At 33.4% G+C, this 18,011-nt stretch carries 15 protein-coding genes; all 15 read right to left on the bottom strand.

Annotated features, from left to right (window positions below; translation table 11 throughout):
* Window positions 1–363 precede the first annotated feature (363 nt).
* Window positions 364–1,245 (bottom strand): UTP--glucose-1-phosphate uridylyltransferase GalU, encoded by an 882-nt coding sequence (gene galU, locus MHH71_RS17115; RefSeq protein ID WP_033799254.1) that lies wholly within the window; start codon window positions 1,243–1,245, stop codon window positions 364–366.
* An 85-nt stretch (window positions 1,246–1,330) separates the two neighbouring features.
* Window positions 1,331–3,016, bottom strand: coding sequence for a teichoic acids export ABC transporter ATP-binding subunit TagH (gene tagH, locus MHH71_RS17110; protein ID WP_006096629.1), 1,686 nt, complete (start codon window positions 3,014–3,016; stop codon window positions 1,331–1,333).
* A 15-nt stretch (window positions 3,017–3,031) separates the two neighbouring features.
* Window positions 3,032–3,835: an ABC transporter permease gene (locus tag MHH71_RS17105; RefSeq protein WP_033799255.1), complete on the bottom strand. Its 804-nt coding sequence runs from the start codon at window positions 3,833–3,835 to the stop codon at window positions 3,032–3,034.
* Window positions 3,836–3,837: 2 nt separating this feature from the next.
* The gene (locus MHH71_RS17100) at window positions 3,838–5,037 is read right to left on the bottom strand and encodes a CDP-glycerol glycerophosphotransferase family protein (protein WP_033799256.1); all 1,200 of its coding nucleotides are present in this window, start codon (window positions 5,035–5,037) and stop codon (window positions 3,838–3,840) included.
* A gap of 46 nt (window positions 5,038–5,083) precedes the next feature.
* Window positions 5,084–6,091, bottom strand: coding sequence for an NAD(P)H-dependent glycerol-3-phosphate dehydrogenase (locus tag MHH71_RS17095; RefSeq protein ID WP_006096632.1), 1,008 nt, complete (start codon window positions 6,089–6,091; stop codon window positions 5,084–5,086).
* Window positions 6,092–6,533: 442 nt separating this feature from the next.
* Window positions 6,534–10,016 (bottom strand): bifunctional glycosyltransferase/CDP-glycerol:glycerophosphate glycerophosphotransferase, encoded by a 3,483-nt coding sequence (locus tag MHH71_RS17090; protein ID WP_006096634.1) that lies wholly within the window; start codon window positions 10,014–10,016, stop codon window positions 6,534–6,536.
* A 101-nt stretch (window positions 10,017–10,117) separates the two neighbouring features.
* Window positions 10,118–11,287, bottom strand: a complete 1,170-nt coding sequence (locus MHH71_RS17085) for a CDP-glycerol glycerophosphotransferase family protein (RefSeq protein WP_006096635.1) — start codon at window positions 11,285–11,287, stop codon at window positions 10,118–10,120.
* Window positions 11,288–11,293: 6 nt separating this feature from the next.
* A complete protein-coding gene (tagD, locus tag MHH71_RS17080) occupies window positions 11,294–11,689 on the bottom strand; it encodes a glycerol-3-phosphate cytidylyltransferase (protein WP_006096636.1) in 396 nt (131 codons plus the stop codon).
* Between the two features lie 349 nt (window positions 11,690–12,038).
* Window positions 12,039–13,040: a rod shape-determining protein gene (locus MHH71_RS17075; RefSeq protein ID WP_003202097.1), complete on the bottom strand. Its 1,002-nt coding sequence runs from the start codon at window positions 13,038–13,040 to the stop codon at window positions 12,039–12,041.
* Window positions 13,041–13,202: 162 nt separating this feature from the next.
* A complete protein-coding gene (gene spoIIID, locus MHH71_RS17070) occupies window positions 13,203–13,475 on the bottom strand; it encodes a sporulation transcriptional regulator SpoIIID (protein ID WP_018781193.1) in 273 nt (90 codons plus the stop codon).
* A gap of 329 nt (window positions 13,476–13,804) precedes the next feature.
* A complete protein-coding gene (locus MHH71_RS17065) occupies window positions 13,805–13,939 on the bottom strand; it encodes a hypothetical protein (protein ID WP_042511388.1) in 135 nt (44 codons plus the stop codon).
* A gap of 141 nt (window positions 13,940–14,080) precedes the next feature.
* The gene (locus tag MHH71_RS17060; protein WP_006096638.1) at window positions 14,081–15,094 is read right to left on the bottom strand and encodes a M23 family metallopeptidase; all 1,014 of its coding nucleotides are present in this window, start codon (window positions 15,092–15,094) and stop codon (window positions 14,081–14,083) included.
* A 162-nt stretch (window positions 15,095–15,256) separates the two neighbouring features.
* A complete protein-coding gene (locus MHH71_RS17055; RefSeq protein ID WP_006096639.1) occupies window positions 15,257–15,964 on the bottom strand; it encodes an ABC transporter permease in 708 nt (235 codons plus the stop codon).
* Entirely contained in the window at window positions 15,964–16,806 is an 843-nt protein-coding gene (locus MHH71_RS17050) for an ABC transporter ATP-binding protein (RefSeq protein ID WP_006096640.1), read from the bottom strand. The genes MHH71_RS17055 and MHH71_RS17050 overlap by 1 nt, the downstream gene beginning before the upstream one ends.
* A 188-nt stretch (window positions 16,807–16,994) precedes the next feature.
* Window positions 16,995–18,002: a LytTR family transcriptional regulator DNA-binding domain-containing protein gene (locus MHH71_RS17045; protein WP_003202086.1), complete on the bottom strand. Its 1,008-nt coding sequence runs from the start codon at window positions 18,000–18,002 to the stop codon at window positions 16,995–16,997.
* Between the last annotated feature and the right edge of the window lie 9 nt (window positions 18,003–18,011).

Raw genomic sequence — 18,011 nt, 5'->3', positions numbered from 1 at the left:
TATTGCAAGGAAGTAAAGATCGTATAGTCATATGCATATTACCCAATTAAATTCTTGTGACGGTATCTATATGTCCAACAACCGCTTATAAAAGAGTTTAAAAACAATTGTTGAATTATAGAGTTGAGGTCCTCTTATTAAAAAATGAAGCAAAATAGTAGCATACTATAAGTAGCCGATAACCATTTATAAATAAATGAAACAATATTATCCTCTTTTGACGATTAATGAAAGAGAAATAACATTAGAAAGTCCCATTCCAAAACTAACATAGACTTAATTTTTCCCCAACATATTGACTGGAATCTACAAAAACTTATTTCTAATGAAATAGACTTAAGTTCTTTTTTGTATCGTTAAAGCTTAGTTACAAATCATTTCGCTTTCCACTAACTTTTTCATATAATCTAATAGCTCTTTCTTTAACTCTTCATGTTGTAGTGCCATTTCAACAGTTGTTTGAATGAATCCAAGCTTTTCTCCAACATCATAGCGTTTTCCTTCGAAATCATATGCAAATACACGTTGAATTTCATTTAAACGCTGAATCGCATCTGTTAACTGAATTTCTCCGCCTGCTCCAGTTTGTTGATCTTCTAAGAACATAAAGATTTCTGGCGTTAACACGTAACGTCCCATAATCGCTAAATTAGATGGTGCTGTTCCTTTAGCAGGTTTTTCAACAAATTTACTCACTTGATAACTGCGATCCTTTTTCTCTAACGGATCAATAATACCATAGCGATGCGTTTCATTCTCTGGAACAGTTTGAACACCAATTACCGATGATTGTGTATTCTCATATTGATTCATTAATTGGCGTAAGCACGGCGTATCCGCTTGCACAATATCATCACCAAGTAATACTGCAAATGGTTCGTTTCCAATAAATTTACGTGCACACCACACAGCATGTCCTAAACCTTTAGGCTCTTTTTGGCGAATATAATGAATATTGATCTTTGAAGATTCTTGTACTTTTTCAAGAGTTTCATACTTTCCTTTTGATAGTAAGTTTTGTTCTAATTCAAAGGAATGATCGAAATGATCTTCAATTGCACGTTTTCCTTTTCCTGTTACGATAATAATATCTTCAATTCCAGACGCAATTGCCTCTTCCACGATATATTGAATTGTTGGTTTATCAACAATTGGTAACATTTCTTTTGGCATTGCTTTTGTTGCTGGTAGGAAGCGAGTCCCTAATCCAGCTGCTGGAATAATAGCTTTTCTTACTTTTTTCAATGATATTCCTCCTAGTAATATATATTTTTTTATATTTACTTGATTGAACAATTAACAAACACACTTATTACATCAATAATTTTCCTTATTTTAACATATCAGAGATGAATATTTGCTCAATTGTTGAACCATTAGAAGCAAACTTAAAATCAAACTTATCAGATCGATAAATTAATAAAGAACTATCTTCGTTTTTCAATTGTGCTTCACCCAATTGTTCTAACAACGTTGCCTTCAATATATTTACGTTCTTAAGACTTACCTGTTTAACAATCAATTGATTATTATATAAAACATCAATTTCTTTATATTTTGTTAGTACTCCTTCTGGTACTTTTTCTTCATTTTGAGGAATACCTATTATACTAGTAACATCCTCTTTACGCTTACCTAAAAAAGTAAGGGCTTGTTCCAGATTTTGAGAAGTACCTTCTAATTTTTTTATTTTATTTACAACATCCTCATAAGATAATGCATGAGTAAATGGAATTGAGCTTACTATCTCTTCACTAACCCATCCTTCTTCCCCATTATCATAAATAGCCTTCAACCAATTGACCCCAGATTTTTCATCTTTTTTCTGATCCTTTACCACAAAAGGTGTTCCAAATACCATAGTAGCAATCGCTTGTCCCTCTAACGCTGGCACACTTCTCACACGAGCTTTAGCAGAATTTACATACCGAACATCTAAATCAGCTAATGGATTCTTCTCTTGTTTAACAACCTTTGCTTGTCTAGATTGTTCTTTCTTTTGTTCTTTAGCCTGTAAAGGAGAAAAGATATTATCCCTTTGCCAATACGTCAATCCACTTATAGTTGTAATTAGTAATACACCAATTAAGCCAGCAATATACTTACGTTTGATTCGATTATTCTTACTGTGAACATGCGCTCCACTTAATCTAGGTGCATAATTGGAAGCTTCTTTTGGAACCTCTTTTGGAACCTCCTTTGAAGCAATATTTACCTCTGCCAACCCTTTTCCCGCCTGTTTCTCCATTGCTTCTTTTTTGAAGTTTTGCTGCTCTTCTTTACTCATTGCCTTATATTCTTTTAAGAAACTTTCATACTTCGGCATTACTTCCTCAATAGGACCATAGTCTCTAATTTCACCGTATTCAAGCCATAGAGCCTTTGTACAGAATTTTTTCACTTGTCCTAAAGAATGGCTAACAAAAAATATTGTTTTGCCCTGTTCTTTAAATTCATTCATACGGTTTAAACATTTATCAGCAAATGTTTGATCACCTACTGATAAAGCTTCATCAATTACGAGTACATCTGGATTAATACTAACTGAAATCGCGAATCCTAAACGCGATTTCATCCCGCTAGAATATTTTTTTACTGGCATATCAATAAACTTACCTATATCAGCAAAATCAATAATTTCAGGTGTTAACTTTTCAATTTGTGCTTTACTCATTCCCATCATTAAGCATTTAAGCTCAATGTTTTCTCTACCTGACAATTGATTATTAAGACCAGCTGCGATTGCAATAAGTGCGACTTTCCCTTTTATGTCTATACTTCCAGTTGTAGGCGGTGTAATTCCAGCAATCAAATTAGACATTGTAGATTTCCCAGAACCATTTACCCCAACAATACCAATAACATCGCCTTTTTGAGCCTCAAATTCTAAATTTCTTAATGCATAAAAGTCTTCACCAAATCCTCCAGGATACAGAATATCCTTTAATTTCTCAGAGTTTTTGCTATGCATTTTATATTTTTTTGTTACATTATGAAACCTCACTGATTCATTCATTTTTTACAACCCTCATCATAGATAATCTGCAAAGTGCTTTCTAAATTTCACATGTAGCGTTGCACCAATTAACAACGTAACAAGGACAAACGACCAAAAATATAATGTATAATTTAGATCTTGATAAAACCAGCTTGTTCCTAGTAAAGAAGCACGATATCCATCTACAATATAGCAAAATGGATTTAACTGCATAATTTTTTGAAGAAACGATGGTAATTTTTCAGGTGTCCATAATATAGGCGTTAAGTATAGCAACATTCGCATAATTGATTGAACAATCATTTGAACATCTCTCACAATTGTTGCTAACGTTGACGTAATTAAGGAGAGTGAAAATATTAACATAAGGGTAGCAAACATATAATAAACAAGCTGAATATAATGAATAGAAATACCTTGACCCGTTACTAAAAATAAAATTGTCACAATACCGATAAGTATCAAATGCTGATAAAGATTAGACATAATTACAAAGCTTGGGATAACACTCATTGGAAAACTCATCTTCGAAATCATGTTTAACCTTGTATAAATAGACTTAGATGCTTGTAGCATTGCTGGTTGTACAAAAAACCATACAACAAGCCCTGCAGATAACCAATAAACAAATGGTACTCCATTTACTCCTTGACCACCCCGAATCCCAAAGCCGAATACAAACCAATAAATACTTATCTGTATGAGAGGATTCAAAACTTCCCACACAAGTCCTAAATAATTATTATTATTTGCACTTTTTACTTGATAAATAGATAAACGTTGAATTAAATATAGACTGTTTACCTGTTCTTTTAATACCATAATCATTGAGTTCATCTTTACTGTGCCTCTCCGAAGAATATTTTCTCTACTACTCGTTTAGAAGCAAAACCATCTTCTAAATAACAATAATTATTATAGAAGGTATTATATTTCCCTGCAAATTCACCTAAACCTAGAGTTTCGAATCTTAATATTTCCTCAAGCACTTCTTCCGTATTCATCACAACTGGACCAGGAGCTTCTGTCTCTAAGTCAAAATAAAAACCTCTTAACTTATCACGATACGAGTCAATATCATACGTGTAGAAAATGATTGGTCGTTTCAAATTCGCATAGTCAAAAAAGACTGAAGAGTAATCTGTAATTAACAAGTCAGATAGTAAATACAGCTCATTTATATCGACATGCTTAGAGAAATCATACACAAACCCTTTATACGGTTCTAAATCAAACTGTTCTGCAACTAAGTAGTGCATGCGTAACAAAATGATATAATCTGAACCTAATTGTTTCTGCAAAAGATTTAAATCTAATTGTAAATCTAATTTATATCGACCTTTACTATAAAACTGATCGTCTCGCCACGTTGGGGCATATAAAATAATTTTTTTATCTATAGGTAATCCATTCTGTTTCTTTAATGTATCGATTGCCTTAGAATTATTATTTACATATAAGAAATCGTTACGAGGATATCCTGCTTCAACAACAGTTTTTTGAAATTGAAAAGCCCTCTTAAATATTTCAGTCGAATATACATTAGGGGAAAGTAAATAATCCCAGTTTTGTGCTTCACGATGAAAGTTGTCCTTATACTTTTCAGTTGTTGTACCTGGCATATGAACTTCTTTCATATCACCCGCTAATTTCTTAAGAGGTGTACCGTGCCAAGTTTGTATATAAATAGTATGCCTTGGCTTAGGAAGCCAAAGTGGCATTCTACTATTTGTTATCCAATACTGCGCACGTGCCAATAAAATAAACCAACGAATTGAAAATCTTTTTACATATGGGATATTTTCTTTATCAAACTGCGCTGTGTAATTTTTATTTACACTCCAAACCATTTGAAAGTCCATGTCATTTTGTAACATGTATTCATACATAGCTCGTGGATTACAACTATATTGTTTTCCGGAATAACTCTCAAATAAAATTAACTTCCTTTTTGGAGGCAAACAACTACAGAAAAGAAATACTGCCTTACATAGTTTTTTTACAATACGGTGATTTTTTATTCTTCTTATAAATCCCATGTTATTTACACACCTTCTAATTCAGTCGCTTCATACTTACGATACATTAACGCGAAACCTCGCCTTTTCCCGTTCTTCCCATTAATGCGTCTACCTCTTCTTTTGCATTTTTTCCATTAAATAAAACATTATATATCGCAATCGTAATCGGCATTTCAATACTCATTTTTTCAGCTAAATGATATGCTGCCTCAGCTGTACGAACACCTTCTACCACCATGCCCATATTCCCTAATACTTCTTCTAAATTATGACCCTTACCAAGTAAATTTCCAGCTCGCCAATTTCGACTATGAACACTTGTACAAGTCACAATTAAATCACCGACACCTGTTAATCCCGCAAAAGTAAGCGGATTTGCTCCCATCTCACACCCTAATCGTGTAATTTCCGTTAGTCCCCTGGAAATTAACGCTGCTTTTGCGTTATCTCCGTAACCAAGACCATCTGAGATTCCTGCGCCAAGGGCAATAATATTCTTTAGTGCCCCGCCTAATTCAACACCAATCACATCTCGATTTGTATAAACACGGAAATTTGTATTCATAAATAGCTTTTGTGTTTTTTCTGCAGCCTGTAGATGATATGACGCAGCAGTTACAGTAGTAGGATGACGAAGACTTACCTCTTCTGCATGGCTTGGCCCTGAAAGAACAACAACACTTTCTATTAACTCTTTCGGCATCTCTTCTTCAATCATTTCTGAGATACGTTTAAATGATCCTGGTTCAATTCCTTTACTTGCATGGATAATTGTTATCGGTTGTTTTACAACTTCCTTTAGTTGTTGTATTACACTACGAATCGCTTTCGTTGGAACAACTAATAGTACCGTATCTATCCCATCCATTACTTCCTCTAGAGACTCGTATCCTTTTATTGTTTTAGAAAGTTGAATCCCCGGTAAATATGCTTCATTCGTATGCTTCTCATTAATTTCATGGATTTGTTCCGCCTTATTCCCCCAAATCCTTACTTCATGTCCGTTATCCGCAAGAACCATAGATAACGCTGTTCCCCAGCTTCCTGCACCTATGACTGTAATCTGTTTCAAAATAATCCTCCCTCGCCATCTTAACAGCGTTAAAAGCGTTATTATTTACATAAGAAGCTAAGTGACATAAATATAGTTCACTTAGCTTTGAGTTCTTTTACTTAAAATATAATAACTGAGTTATAAATCTTATTTTTCACAAACTAAAACTGGAAATAAGTAAATCTTAATCCATTATTGTTTTTTAAATTTATTAAATAGCACAATCCACTTTTCACTGTAAGCTTCTGAAAAAAAAGATTTAATTCATTCCCATGAGCTTCATAATTTTATCCATTTCAATAGTTAGTTGTAGATTATCTAACATGTATGCCACCTTATTGGCTAACACTGTATATAAAGATTGAATATATACTTTCTTCAAATCATAATATAAATGTTCCTCTGCCCTAAAGTCTTAGATTATTTCTTAGACTCCCTATATTCAACTTTCAAGCCAATTTTAAAACAATTCGTTAACAATTTTTTCAGATGCTCTTCCATCATCAAATTGATTATATTTTTCTTGAAAACGTATGATTCTCTCTTGATACTTTTTTGAGAATGTAGCAATATCCTGAATTTCTTTTACAAGTGTCTCTGTATCTTCGATAAGTGGACCTGGTGCCTCTTCTTCAAAGTCAACATACATACCTCGTAATTTATTTTTATAATTATCATAATCGTACGTGTAAAATAGCATTGGTTTATTTAATAATGAATAATCAAACATAACTGATGAATAGTCAGTAATCAAAATATCAGCTATTAAATACATATCTCGAATATCATCATAATGACTATAATCGTAAGCAAAACCTTCGTACTCACTTAATGAGAATCCTTTTTTCGAAAAATGATGTAGCTTAACAATAAATATATACTCATCACCAAAATTTTGTTTTAGTTGATTCAGATTTATAGGCATTCTAAATTTACCCTTTGTTCTCCATGTTGGAACGTAAACAATCACTTTTTTATCTACAGGTATACCCATCTTTTCTTTGATTTTATTAATACTCTCTTTATTATTATCGCTAAATAATTTATCATTTCTCGGATAACCAACTTTTAAAAACTTATTATTGAAATCATATGCGCTTTTGGCAATATCAGAAACATAATCACTTGGAACTGATAAATAATCCCAACGGTGACATCTTCTTAAAAACTTCTCCTTCTGAACTTCACCAACGACTTCTCCTGGTGCATCTAAACCTAAAGTTTTTAACGGTGTTCCATGCATCGTCTGAATTTCAGTTACATTTTTACGCTTTTCATAAAAATCAGGGAAGTTTACATTGTTTACAAAATGTTTAGCTGTTGCCAAATGATAATAATACTTTAACGAATTAATTCTAACTGTTTCTGCGTTTCCTGGTACATTTGTATGATGATCTCTTAAAAACCAAACTGTTTTGTAGTCTTTTTTATATTCATCAATATACTCATAGACAGCTCTTGGATTACATTCGAAATTTTTGCCCCAATAAGATTCAAATACTACATCTTTCTTTTTCAAAGGTAATAATCTCATTAAAGGATATAGCACTTTTCTAATTACCTCTTGCCTTCTTGGACCCCTTTCAATCCACTTCCACTCAGGTTCCACTCTCAATGTTAAAAGATTAGTATTCTTTGAACGGTAAATTACATATTTATAATCTTGAAAAATTGTTCGAACACTATCCATATTTTCTTTCTTAAATTCTATTCTACTTTCTAAATTCTTTTGTCCAGTTGTCTTTAACTTTAACTGCCAACGTCCACTTTCAAACATAGATACCTTGTCTTTATATAATGGAAATTCAAAATATAAAAGTGTATGTCCCTTATTGATTTCAGACTTACTCATTTTCATATTTATCTGTTCTTGTCCATTCATTTTTTCAATCATTAAATTGTGTTCAATATTTTCCCTGTCAATGCCAAGATAAAAATTGTTTGCAACTTTAATGCTCAGCTCAACTCTGTTATTAACAATTTTTAATGTTTCTACTTTAGGGAAGAATTTATCCAGTCTAACTAGCAAGTTCCCTGCTGAGCTGTGATCAATTTCTACTTCATTTACACCAATACTACTAATTTCATTGAATTGAATTGGCATAAGAGTTAAAGGATTTTTCTCTCCATTTTCAACAATATGTCCAAACCATTCCCCACGGTCTTTTACCTTGCTTAACTTAGATACCTCTATTTTTGCCATAAATGCATTTGTATTATCTGTTTTTTGTAAAGGTTTTATAATAGACTTTCTTAGCTCATAATTAATAAGTAATAGCTTTGAGTTTTCAAATGAGAATAAAGTATTTCCTTCAAAGATTAAATGCTTCTTATTTCTATATATTTTTTTCACTGTCGATTTTGTTTGATTCACTTCTAAGCGAATATCCCATGCAGCATTATACTTTGGATAAATAATATTCCCATCAAAAACCCTGTACTTAGGCTTTGTTTTTAAACCAGCAACTGGTTGTCCTAATCTAACTGTTCTCTCAACTCCATCGTTTTTAATAGAATAGAAAATATAATATTTATCATTTGTTAACTCGTAAGATTTTATAATATCATCAAAGTTGATTTTAATTTCAAATCCTGACCAGTTGTAGTTAAATGCTCTTTTTAAAGGAATCTTTGAACTTATAGCTATACCCATTTTGGCTGTAATGTCTGTTCGTTTATGAATTGTTACATCTTTCACCGGAATTCTAATCGAGCCTTGCTCATCACTAATGAAGACACTGATCTCAGCATCAGATTTTCTTTTCACATTTAAATTTTTGATATAAGCATAACCTTTAACCTCTAGACAATTTCCGTTCCAACTTGCACTTTCTACTCTTTTAACTGTCTCAAATTCTTCCTCCAATATTCTTAATTCCATTGGTAATTGATCAATATACGGGTAATCGGCAACATAAACATCATTCTTTTTAATTGGTTTAGAATTTTTCAATTCAGTTTTTTGAAACTCTAATAACTGTAATAACTTTTGTTTCTCATTATTTTGCACCAGCTGATACTTTAACCGATCAATAACTTTTAATCTCTTAAAAACTGACATATCTACATTTTTCAGATACTCCGATACACTCTTAAAATACGTGTCTATATACTCTTCATCAGCTCTATCAAGTTGGTTAAGGTATACTAGTAAATCAATACTAAGATATTTAAAATCTTTTTCTTCCTTTACTAGTCCATCAATATTATTTTCACTAAAATGTTGATCTACCATTCCTAAGGCTTTCAAACGATCTGTTAAATTATTAATATCTGTTCTTTGCTGTGTAATAGATTGATCACCAGCATCCCGCGCTCTCCATTTATATACAATACTTGTTAATACATCTACACTTTTTGCTTTAAAATGCGCTGGAATTGTTACCGGAATATCCTCATATAACATTCCTTCTGGAAATTGAAATTCATGTTCTTCCCAGAAACTAACTTTATAGATTTTGTTCCATGCAGTTGTATCGTACAGTAATTCTGGCGACTCAGTAATATGTGTTTTTAGCTTATTTTCACTAAATACTTTTTTATGTAATACAGATGGAAATTCTTTTGTAGAGTTGAATCTTATAACATTTCCTATGATAAAATCCGAACCAGTTTGTAAAACTGTATTCATCATGGCTTTATATGAGCCCGTAGGAATAATGTCATCTGAATCAACAAATGTAACATAATCCCCTGTAATAAATTCATACCCGAAGTTTCTAGCTTTCCCTAGGCCACCATTAGATTTTTTAAACGCATGAAAGTTTTCATACTTATCAGCATACTGAAACATAATATCAGAGCTATTATCTTGTGAACCATCATCAACCATAATTACTTCATAATTGTTATATGCTTGCTCCAATAGTGAATCAAGGCACTCTTCTAAATAACCTTCTACGTTGTAAATAGGTACTACTATACTTAATTTAGGTAAAACCATTAAATTAACTCCCTTTATAAATATTAATATCTTAACGACTTCTCCAATTGAACGGACATCAAAAAGCCTAGCACATTAACTTTTAAATAGATATTTACCAATTACACTTCACGATTAAATAAATAGTTAACTAATTTTTCACTTGAATTCCCTTGAGAATATTTATTCCACTTCAACTTAAAACCTTTTAAGACTTCCATATCAAACGAATTGCTTTTAATAACCTGGATTAATTCACTGGTATTGTACACAATTGATCCTGGAACAGTGGTTGTGTAATCTCCAATAATTCCTCTTTTTTTCGTATACTTCTTCAAATCATATGAGAAAAAGACCATTGGCTTATTTAAAAGACAGAACTCAAAAGGAACAGATGAATAATCTGTTACCAAAATATCTGTTACTAAAAATAGATCATTTATATTGGGATACAGCGAATAATCATATAAAAATCCTGTATACTTATCCTTATACTCCAACTTATTTCTTACTGCCGGATGGAGCTTGATTAAAACGATATACTCATCTTTTAGTGCTTTATACATAGCTTCCATATCCAAATGCAAATCAAAATCTAATAACTCTTTATCTCTAAAGGTTGGAGCATATAAAATGATCTTCTTACTTTTTAAAGTCGGATTTATTAATAGAATATTGTCTTTAATTTCTCTCTTGCGCTGTTCATAAAAAAACAAATCGGTTCTCGGAATACCTGTTTTTAATATCCTGTCGTCCGATAACCCAAAAGCATCCTTATAAATGCTTGCAAGAGCATCCGAACCTACAACAATCTTATGAAAATTTCTATAAACATCAAGAAAGCGCTTTTGAGCTCGTAGGCTCCTTTTATTAAAAGAAGGTGCCAACAATCCAAATTTTTTTATAGCACCTGCTGCGTGCCAAATTTGAATACATTGCACCCCCTTTTTAAATTTAACTTTCGCTAATGATCCGAAATAATTATCAATAATAACATATTGGGAAGTAGACAAATGATAGATTGATTTAATTGTATGAAGGATATTTTTCGTTTCAAATTTAAAAGACTTCACATTCGAGTAGCTATCCACTTCATATTTACATGTAGATTTATATAAGAAAATTACCTCACAATCAATTTTTTTCCGTTTCATTTCATCATAAATAAAAATGAGATTTTCTCCATAAGACATAATGAAAGTTACTTTTCTTTTTACTGGGAAAATTTTCATGATGCTATGTAAAATTTTAAATAAAATAAGATATATTTCTACGCTAATTTCTCTAATCATCTAAGTTTATCTAGCAACTTGCACTAGTTCCTTTTTTATTTTTGTAGTAGAAATTCCAGCTGTACGTGGTAAATATACAACTTCACAGTATTCATCTAATTCATCAAATTCCCCTTCCCAATCATCACCCATAACAAAAATATCTACATCATGATTAACAACATCTTTTGCTTTCTGCTCCCAATTATGTTCAGGAATTACTTCATCCACATACCGAACCGCTTCTAGAATCATTTTACGATTCTCATAGCTATGATAAGATTTTTTATTTTTTAATTTGTTAAATTCATCTGAAGAAACGGCGACAATTAAATAATCTCCTAAATCTTTCGCTCTCTTCAATAAGTTAATATGTCCCCAGTGCAATAAATCGAAAGTTCCATATGTAATAACCTTTTTCATGATCGTGCCCCCTGTGAAATGTTATTATTTTATAATTATTTAGTTTAGAAGTATATTTAAATTAGAGCTTCTCCTACGCCTATGAATGGTAAGAACGACTCAAATTCACCAATGTAAATCCAAAACAAATTTACATAGATTTTACATTGAGTTCACACGAAATTCACAAAGATGATTATAACATAATTTTTATTTACAAACTATGACAATAACCTAACAACTATTGTCACATCCGGCACAAGAAAACGCTTTCTTAATTGGTGTTACAAACCTCCTCTTACTTTCTTTTATTTACAAAAAAAGTGCGAAGGAACTAGTTCCTTCGCACTTTTTACTACCCTTTATATGACTATTTCAACATACGACGTGGCAATTTATCAATATTCTCTAACATAATGCCTGTACCAACAGCAACACAGTGCATTGGGTTTTCAGCGATTAGTACTGGTACTTTTAATTCTTCTGCTAGAAGCATGTCGATACCATGTAATAATGCGCCTCCGCCCGTTAAGATCACACCGCGGTCAATGATGTCTGCAGATAGTTCTGGTGGTGTACGCTCTAATACACCTTTTGCAGCTTGTACAATGACAGCCGCATTTTCTTTTAATGCTTCTGTAACCTCTTCTGAACATACTGTGATTGTACGTGGTAAGCCCGTTACCATGTCACGTCCGCGAATTTCAAGTTCTTCACTACGTGCACCTGGGAATACTGTACCGACTTTAATTTTAATATCTTCTGATGTGCGTTCTCCGATTAATAGCTTATACTTACGTTTAATATAGTTTAAGATCTCCATATCAAACTTGTCGCCAGCCATTTTGATAGAGGAGGAGGTAACAATATCACCCATTGAAAGCACGGCAATATCTGTTGTACCTCCACCGATATCAACAACCATATTTCCGCTCGGTTGGAAGATTTCCATACCGGCACCAACAGCAGCTACTTTTGGTTCTTCTTCTAAGAATACTGTTTTACCACCTGAGCGTTCAGCAGCTTCACGAATTGCTTTTTGTTCTACAGATGTAATGTTTGTTGGACAACAAATTAAAATGCGAGGTTTTGAAAAGAAGCTCTTCACGTCCAGCTTGTTAATAAAATGCTTTAACATTGCTTCTGTAATTTCGAAATCTGCAATTACACCATCTTTAAGCGGACGAATCGCTACAATATTACCAGGTGTACGTCCTACCATACTTCTTGCTTCTTCACCTACCGCTAATACTCTTCCAGTATTGCGATCAATTGCTACAACAGACGGTTCGTTTAAAACGATCCCTTTACCCTTTACATGAATTAATACGTTAGCTGTGCCTAGGTCAATTCCGATATCTCTCGCAAACATTCCTGTGTTTTCCTCCTTGATATTCAAAATCAGGTTGTACCCGAATTCTTTTACACCTAATTTCTGATTTTATCATAAATTTAACGAAAACGTAATATTTGAAAAGATAATTCTTCTGAAAAATGTTCCGTCATGACCAAGGAATGTTTGCCGTATAATGAATTATTGCTGCACGATTCTTTCTGTATCTTCTTTTCGGTACTTCTGCTTCGTCGCTTCCCCGCCTCTTAGGTGGCGAATCGACTTATGATAATCAAGAATTTCTTTCACTTCATTTGCGAGCTCTGGATTAATCTCTGGTAAACGTTCTGTTAAATCTTTATGGACTGTACTCTTTGATACCCCAAATTCTTTTGCAATCACACGAACTGTTTTTCTTGTCTCCACGATATACTTGCCAATCTTGATAGTTCTCTCTTTGATGTAATCGTGCACACCACTCGCCTCCCTAAATTGGATGTGAGAAGTGTGAAATGAGACTCGCTGCATATGACTAAGAAGTAAATTTGAGTGCTGTTTGTAAACTTTAAACATTCTGGAATTTATAATGAAATGACCCACGATTTCTCACCTCAAACACTCTCTTTGCATTGGTTTATATCATTGTATTGCCCGCACTACTGATATATGCTACAAGTTCGGTATTTTTACGGACTAAGTTAAGAAAAATTACAAATTCGTGTGAGAAATACGTTAACAATGACAATTTTCACTTGATGGATTGCCCTACAAAAACCAAAGAATGACGCCTCTTGTCAAAGGCGTCATTCTTCATGATCACATTCTTCTTCTAATAATTGATGGTGGGGAACTTCTTTCTTACTGGCAATGTAATAATATAAAGTAAATAAAATAAACAACAAAATAAGGGCAATCGACAGAACAAATACAAATGACAGAGTAATCCCCTCCTTTTCTTAATATATATTCGAGAATTCCGTCAAATTTCCTTGTTATTGCTATTTCCCTCTCGAAATGAATCATTTTTATATAAAAATAAAAAAATCAACTCCCTAGTGAGAGCTGATTTTTTCGTTTTATTATTCTTGTGTAGAAGAAGAATCGCTAGATGATTCCGTAGAACCATTTGTTGATTTTTCTTCTTTTTTACCTTTTTCATCAGCTGCGCCATTTGTTGATTTCTCTTCTTTTTTACCTTTTTCGTCAGCTGAACCGCTTGTTGATTTCTCTTCTTTTTTACCTTTTTCGTCAGCTGAACCGCTTGTTGATTTCTCTTCTTTTTTACCTTTTTCATCAGCAGAACCGCTTGTTGATTTCTCTTCTTTTTTACCTTTTTCATCAGCTGAACCGCTTGTTGATTTCTCTTCTTTTTTACCTTTTTCATCAGCAGAACCATTTGTTTCTTTTGCTGCTCCTGCTTCTGCTTTTACGTCTGTCGCAAGTTTGTTAAGGTAACGCTCTGGATTGACAGCTACATTATCTTTACGAACTTCAAAGTGTACATGAGAACCTGCTTCCTTATTCATTGCACTTAGACCGGATTTTCCTAATACTTCACCTTGTGCAACTTTTGCACCTTTTTCTACTTTTACACTGCCCAAGCTTTGATAAGATGTTGCAAGACCATTTCCGTTATCCACTGTTACGACATAACCGAGAAGCGAATCTTTTTCAGCTTTTGTTACTGTACCACTTAAAGCAGCTGTAACATCGAATTCTTTTCCATTTTTCGCAGCAACATCGATTCCTTTATTAGGAGAATATGTGTTGTTATAAAAGACAAGTGCTTGTTCTTGCTCCTCTTCTGCTGCTCCATCTTCATAAAACTTCTTCTTCACAACAACATCTACATTCTTTGCAGCTGGCATTTTCACAACTTCTGAAGACTTTGTTACTGGTACTACTGGATTTTCCGTTTGACCATACGGCGCACTTTGCTCTTTATTAGGCGCTTTCTTTGGATTAGCTGCCTGGAACCATAGAGCAACCGTCAAGATTACCGCTGCACATGCAATATAGATTGCCGGAAATACCCACCGTTTTTGAAATAAATGAACTACCTTTTGCGACTTTTTATTATTCCTTCCTCGCATTCTATCATCACCTCAGCAATCATTTTGAACAATATTCATTCATCCTATACAACCTATAACTAATTACTTTTCGACAAAATCTGTAAAAATATGTATAGGAATTGCGAAATTTCCGAGGAAATGATAGAAAAAAGAAAAAACTGAGCGGATTGGCTCAGTTTTTTAGTCTAGTTGTTTCTTTTTGTAAACGAAGAGGCAAACAATAATTGAAATGACTAACCAAATAGAGACATTGATTAGATCTGCAGCAATTGCAGAGAAGCCTTTCCCCTCCACAACACTTACGAACGCTTCAAAAATATGATTAGTCGGTAAATACGATAGTATGTTTTTCAAAATGTCATTTTTTATAACATTACTTAAAATTGGAGTCATGAGTAAGACCATTGCAACCGGTGATGCAATAACAGAAACTTGCACTAAATTTTTAGCTAAAAGAGCGATAATTGTCCCACATATGATGAACACTAATGTTCCTAATAACATTAACAGAAACATGAACAACATATTCCCTTGTAAAACATCTAGTATAAATAAATTAAGAAAACTTATAACAAACGTTAAAACAATGATTGGTAGTGCTTTTCCAATAATGATTTCAAATGGAGAAGCAGGAGATAGCATAAGCACTCGTAACGTATGTTTCTCCTTCTCTTCCGCAATAAGAGTTGCCTGTGAGATTGTTGTAACCATACATAATATCATGACGATTACAAAGCCTCCCATAAACTCCTTCCCTTGTCCCATTTGCTTATAAAACAATGCCAATCCAAGTGGTAAAATCGCCATTAATAATATTTGTGCGTTATTCTTCAAATCCTGCATCTCTTTCCGTAAAATCGCCGATACACGTCTCATTGAAAATGTCATTATAATCCCCTCCCAGTTACTTCAATAAAGATATCTCCTAGTGTTGGCTCATAAGAATGAATCGATAATAATTCACCATTTTTCATCCACTCAGAAATACATTTTGCGCCTAATTCGTCTTTTTTCACTGTTTCTTTTTTCTTATCCTTTAGCACGACTTCGATCTTGTCTTTCGCGTATTGAAGTCTTAAATTTTCTGGTGTATCAAGTGCTACAATTTCCCCTCCACATAAGAAAGCAATGCGGTCACAAAGCGTTTCTGCTTCATCCATATTGTGCGTCGTTAAGAAAATCGTTGTTCCTTCTCTATTTAGGTCCTTTAAGATGTTATGAATGTTTTGGACGTTGACTGGATCAAGTGCTGATGTTGGTTCATCTAAGAAGAGAATATCCGGTTTATGCAGAATTGCTCGTGCTAGCGTAACGCGCTGCTTCATCCCTTTTGATAATTTTTTGACTGGTGTTTTTTTATCTTCTAATAAGTTCACTTGGGATAGTACTTCATCAATTCTTTCTTTAGGACAATCGTATAAGTCGCAAAATAATAGTAAGTTATCATAAATGCTAAGTCTTTCATATAGACCACTGTTATCTGTTAAAATACCAATTCGTTTGTAATCGATGCTGTTTGGACCTGTAATATCTTTTCCTAGTACTTTCACTTTTCCAACACTGTGAAGCAATTGGGAAGTTAAAATTTTCACTGTTGTTGTTTTCCCTGATCCACTTGGTCCTAGAAACCCGAAGATTTCTCCTTGCTTTACTTCAATACTTACATTTCGAAGTGCTGTTTTTTCATTAAAGGTTTTCATTACATCCTTCATTTCAATTGCCAATGTCATTTTGTCATCCCCTTTGTTTTTCTTCTATAGATAATTTCGCTTCAGCGACTCGTTTGCCGCCTCGGCTTGTTGTGTTCGCTGTTCTTGGCTCAATCATATGAAAAACAAAGGGGTTACGCAGTAAAATACCGGTAAAAGGAGTCTTTTTACCGGTGAATGAATCCTATTTTCCGCTTACTGGAGCATCATTATAGTCCAATGACACCTTTTAATTCATCCATTCGACCTTTAGAAAGTGGAATAGAGCTTTTTCGTTCATCATCCAAGATTAAGCTAAAGCTATTACGAGTCCAAGTAATCACTTCTCGTACGCGCTGTAAGTTAACAAGATAAGAGCGGTGACATCGAAAGAATCCAAAACCTTTTAATCTTTCTTCTAACTCACTTAATGTTAACGCACATACAAAGTCCCCTTCGCGAACATGAATATGCGTTGTTCCATTTTGCGTTTCAATAAAATGAATTTCCATCGGATCAAGCAAAATGATTTTATCGTTCACTTTTGCTGGGATTCTTTCGAGCTTCATTTGCGGAATCATTTGAACGATATTTTCTTGATCTATCTCTTCCCCTTCTTCTTGTTCGATTTCTACTTTTTTAACGCCATCTGGATTTAATACATACACATCTTCTGTTAAAGAAAGTGCATCTGATAAAAAGGATGATGTAATAAAGATGGCCTTCCCTTGTTCTTTCATCTTCATAATTGCTTTTCGAATGATAATTGTGCTCTCTATATCTACATTTTGCTCTGGCTCTTCAAAAATAATTAAATCCGGATTATGAATCATGACCCGCCCAATGTGAAGACGGCGTTTTTCAGAAAATGATAGCTTTTCAATTTTGACGTTCATTTTATCTAGTAAACCAACATACTGGACAACTTCTTCTATGCTAATATTCGAGTCATACAATCCGGATAAAAAGGCGAAGTATTCTTTTACTTTTAAGCGGTTATATGCCTCATCTTTTAAAAAACAAAAACCAATGCGCGAGTAGACTTGCTTTTGAATCGGTTCCCCGTCAAATAAAACACTTCCAGCCGATGCCTCTTCTTCACCGATTATAATGCGGTGTAAAATCTTCGCCGTATGATTGTTACATTGCAGCACAACACATTGCCCTTTTTCAATTTCAAGCTGAATCGCCTGCAACTGGTTCGTCTTACCCAATTGTTTTAACTCCAATAACGCCATGTTTTCTCC

Origin of the sequence: Bacillus sp. FSL H8-0534 (assembly GCF_038005885.1) — a bacterium.
Taxonomy (GTDB): domain Bacteria; phylum Bacillota; class Bacilli; order Bacillales; family Bacillaceae_G; genus Bacillus_A; species Bacillus_A pseudomycoides.
This window is presented reverse-complemented; position numbering and strand designations above follow the sequence as displayed.

Bases quoted from the DNA above. Each gene is read 5' to 3' on its own strand.
- MHH71_RS17085 (WP_006096635.1), bottom strand. From the start codon at position 11,287: ATGATTAGAGAAATTAGCGTAGAAATATATCTTATTTTATTTAAAATT.
- MHH71_RS17075 (WP_003202097.1), bottom strand. From the start codon at position 13,040: ATGTTTGCGAGAGATATCGGAATTGACCTAGGCACAGCTAACGTATTA.
- MHH71_RS17105 (WP_033799255.1), bottom strand. From the start codon at position 3,835: ATGAACTCAATGATTATGGTATTAAAAGAACAGGTAAACAGTCTATAT.
- tagH (WP_006096629.1), bottom strand. From the start codon at position 3,016: ATGAATGAATCAGTGAGGTTTCATAATGTAACAAAAAAATATAAAATG.
- MHH71_RS17050 (WP_006096640.1), bottom strand. From the start codon at position 16,806: ATGACATTGGCAATTGAAATGAAGGATGTAATGAAAACCTTTAATGAA.
- MHH71_RS17060 (WP_006096638.1), bottom strand. From the start codon at position 15,094: ATGCGAGGAAGGAATAATAAAAAGTCGCAAAAGGTAGTTCATTTATTT.
- MHH71_RS17055 (WP_006096639.1), bottom strand. From the start codon at position 15,964: ATGACATTTTCAATGAGACGTGTATCGGCGATTTTACGGAAAGAGATG.
- MHH71_RS17045 (WP_003202086.1), bottom strand. From the start codon at position 18,002: ATGGCGTTATTGGAGTTAAAACAATTGGGTAAGACGAACCAGTTGCAG.
- MHH71_RS17090 (WP_006096634.1), bottom strand. From the start codon at position 10,016: ATGGTTTTACCTAAATTAAGTATAGTAGTACCTATTTACAACGTAGAA.
- tagD (WP_006096636.1), bottom strand. From the start codon at position 11,689: ATGAAAAAGGTTATTACATATGGAACTTTCGATTTATTGCACTGGGGA.
- MHH71_RS17100 (WP_033799256.1), bottom strand. From the start codon at position 5,037: ATGGGATTTATAAGAAGAATAAAAAATCACCGTATTGTAAAAAAACTA.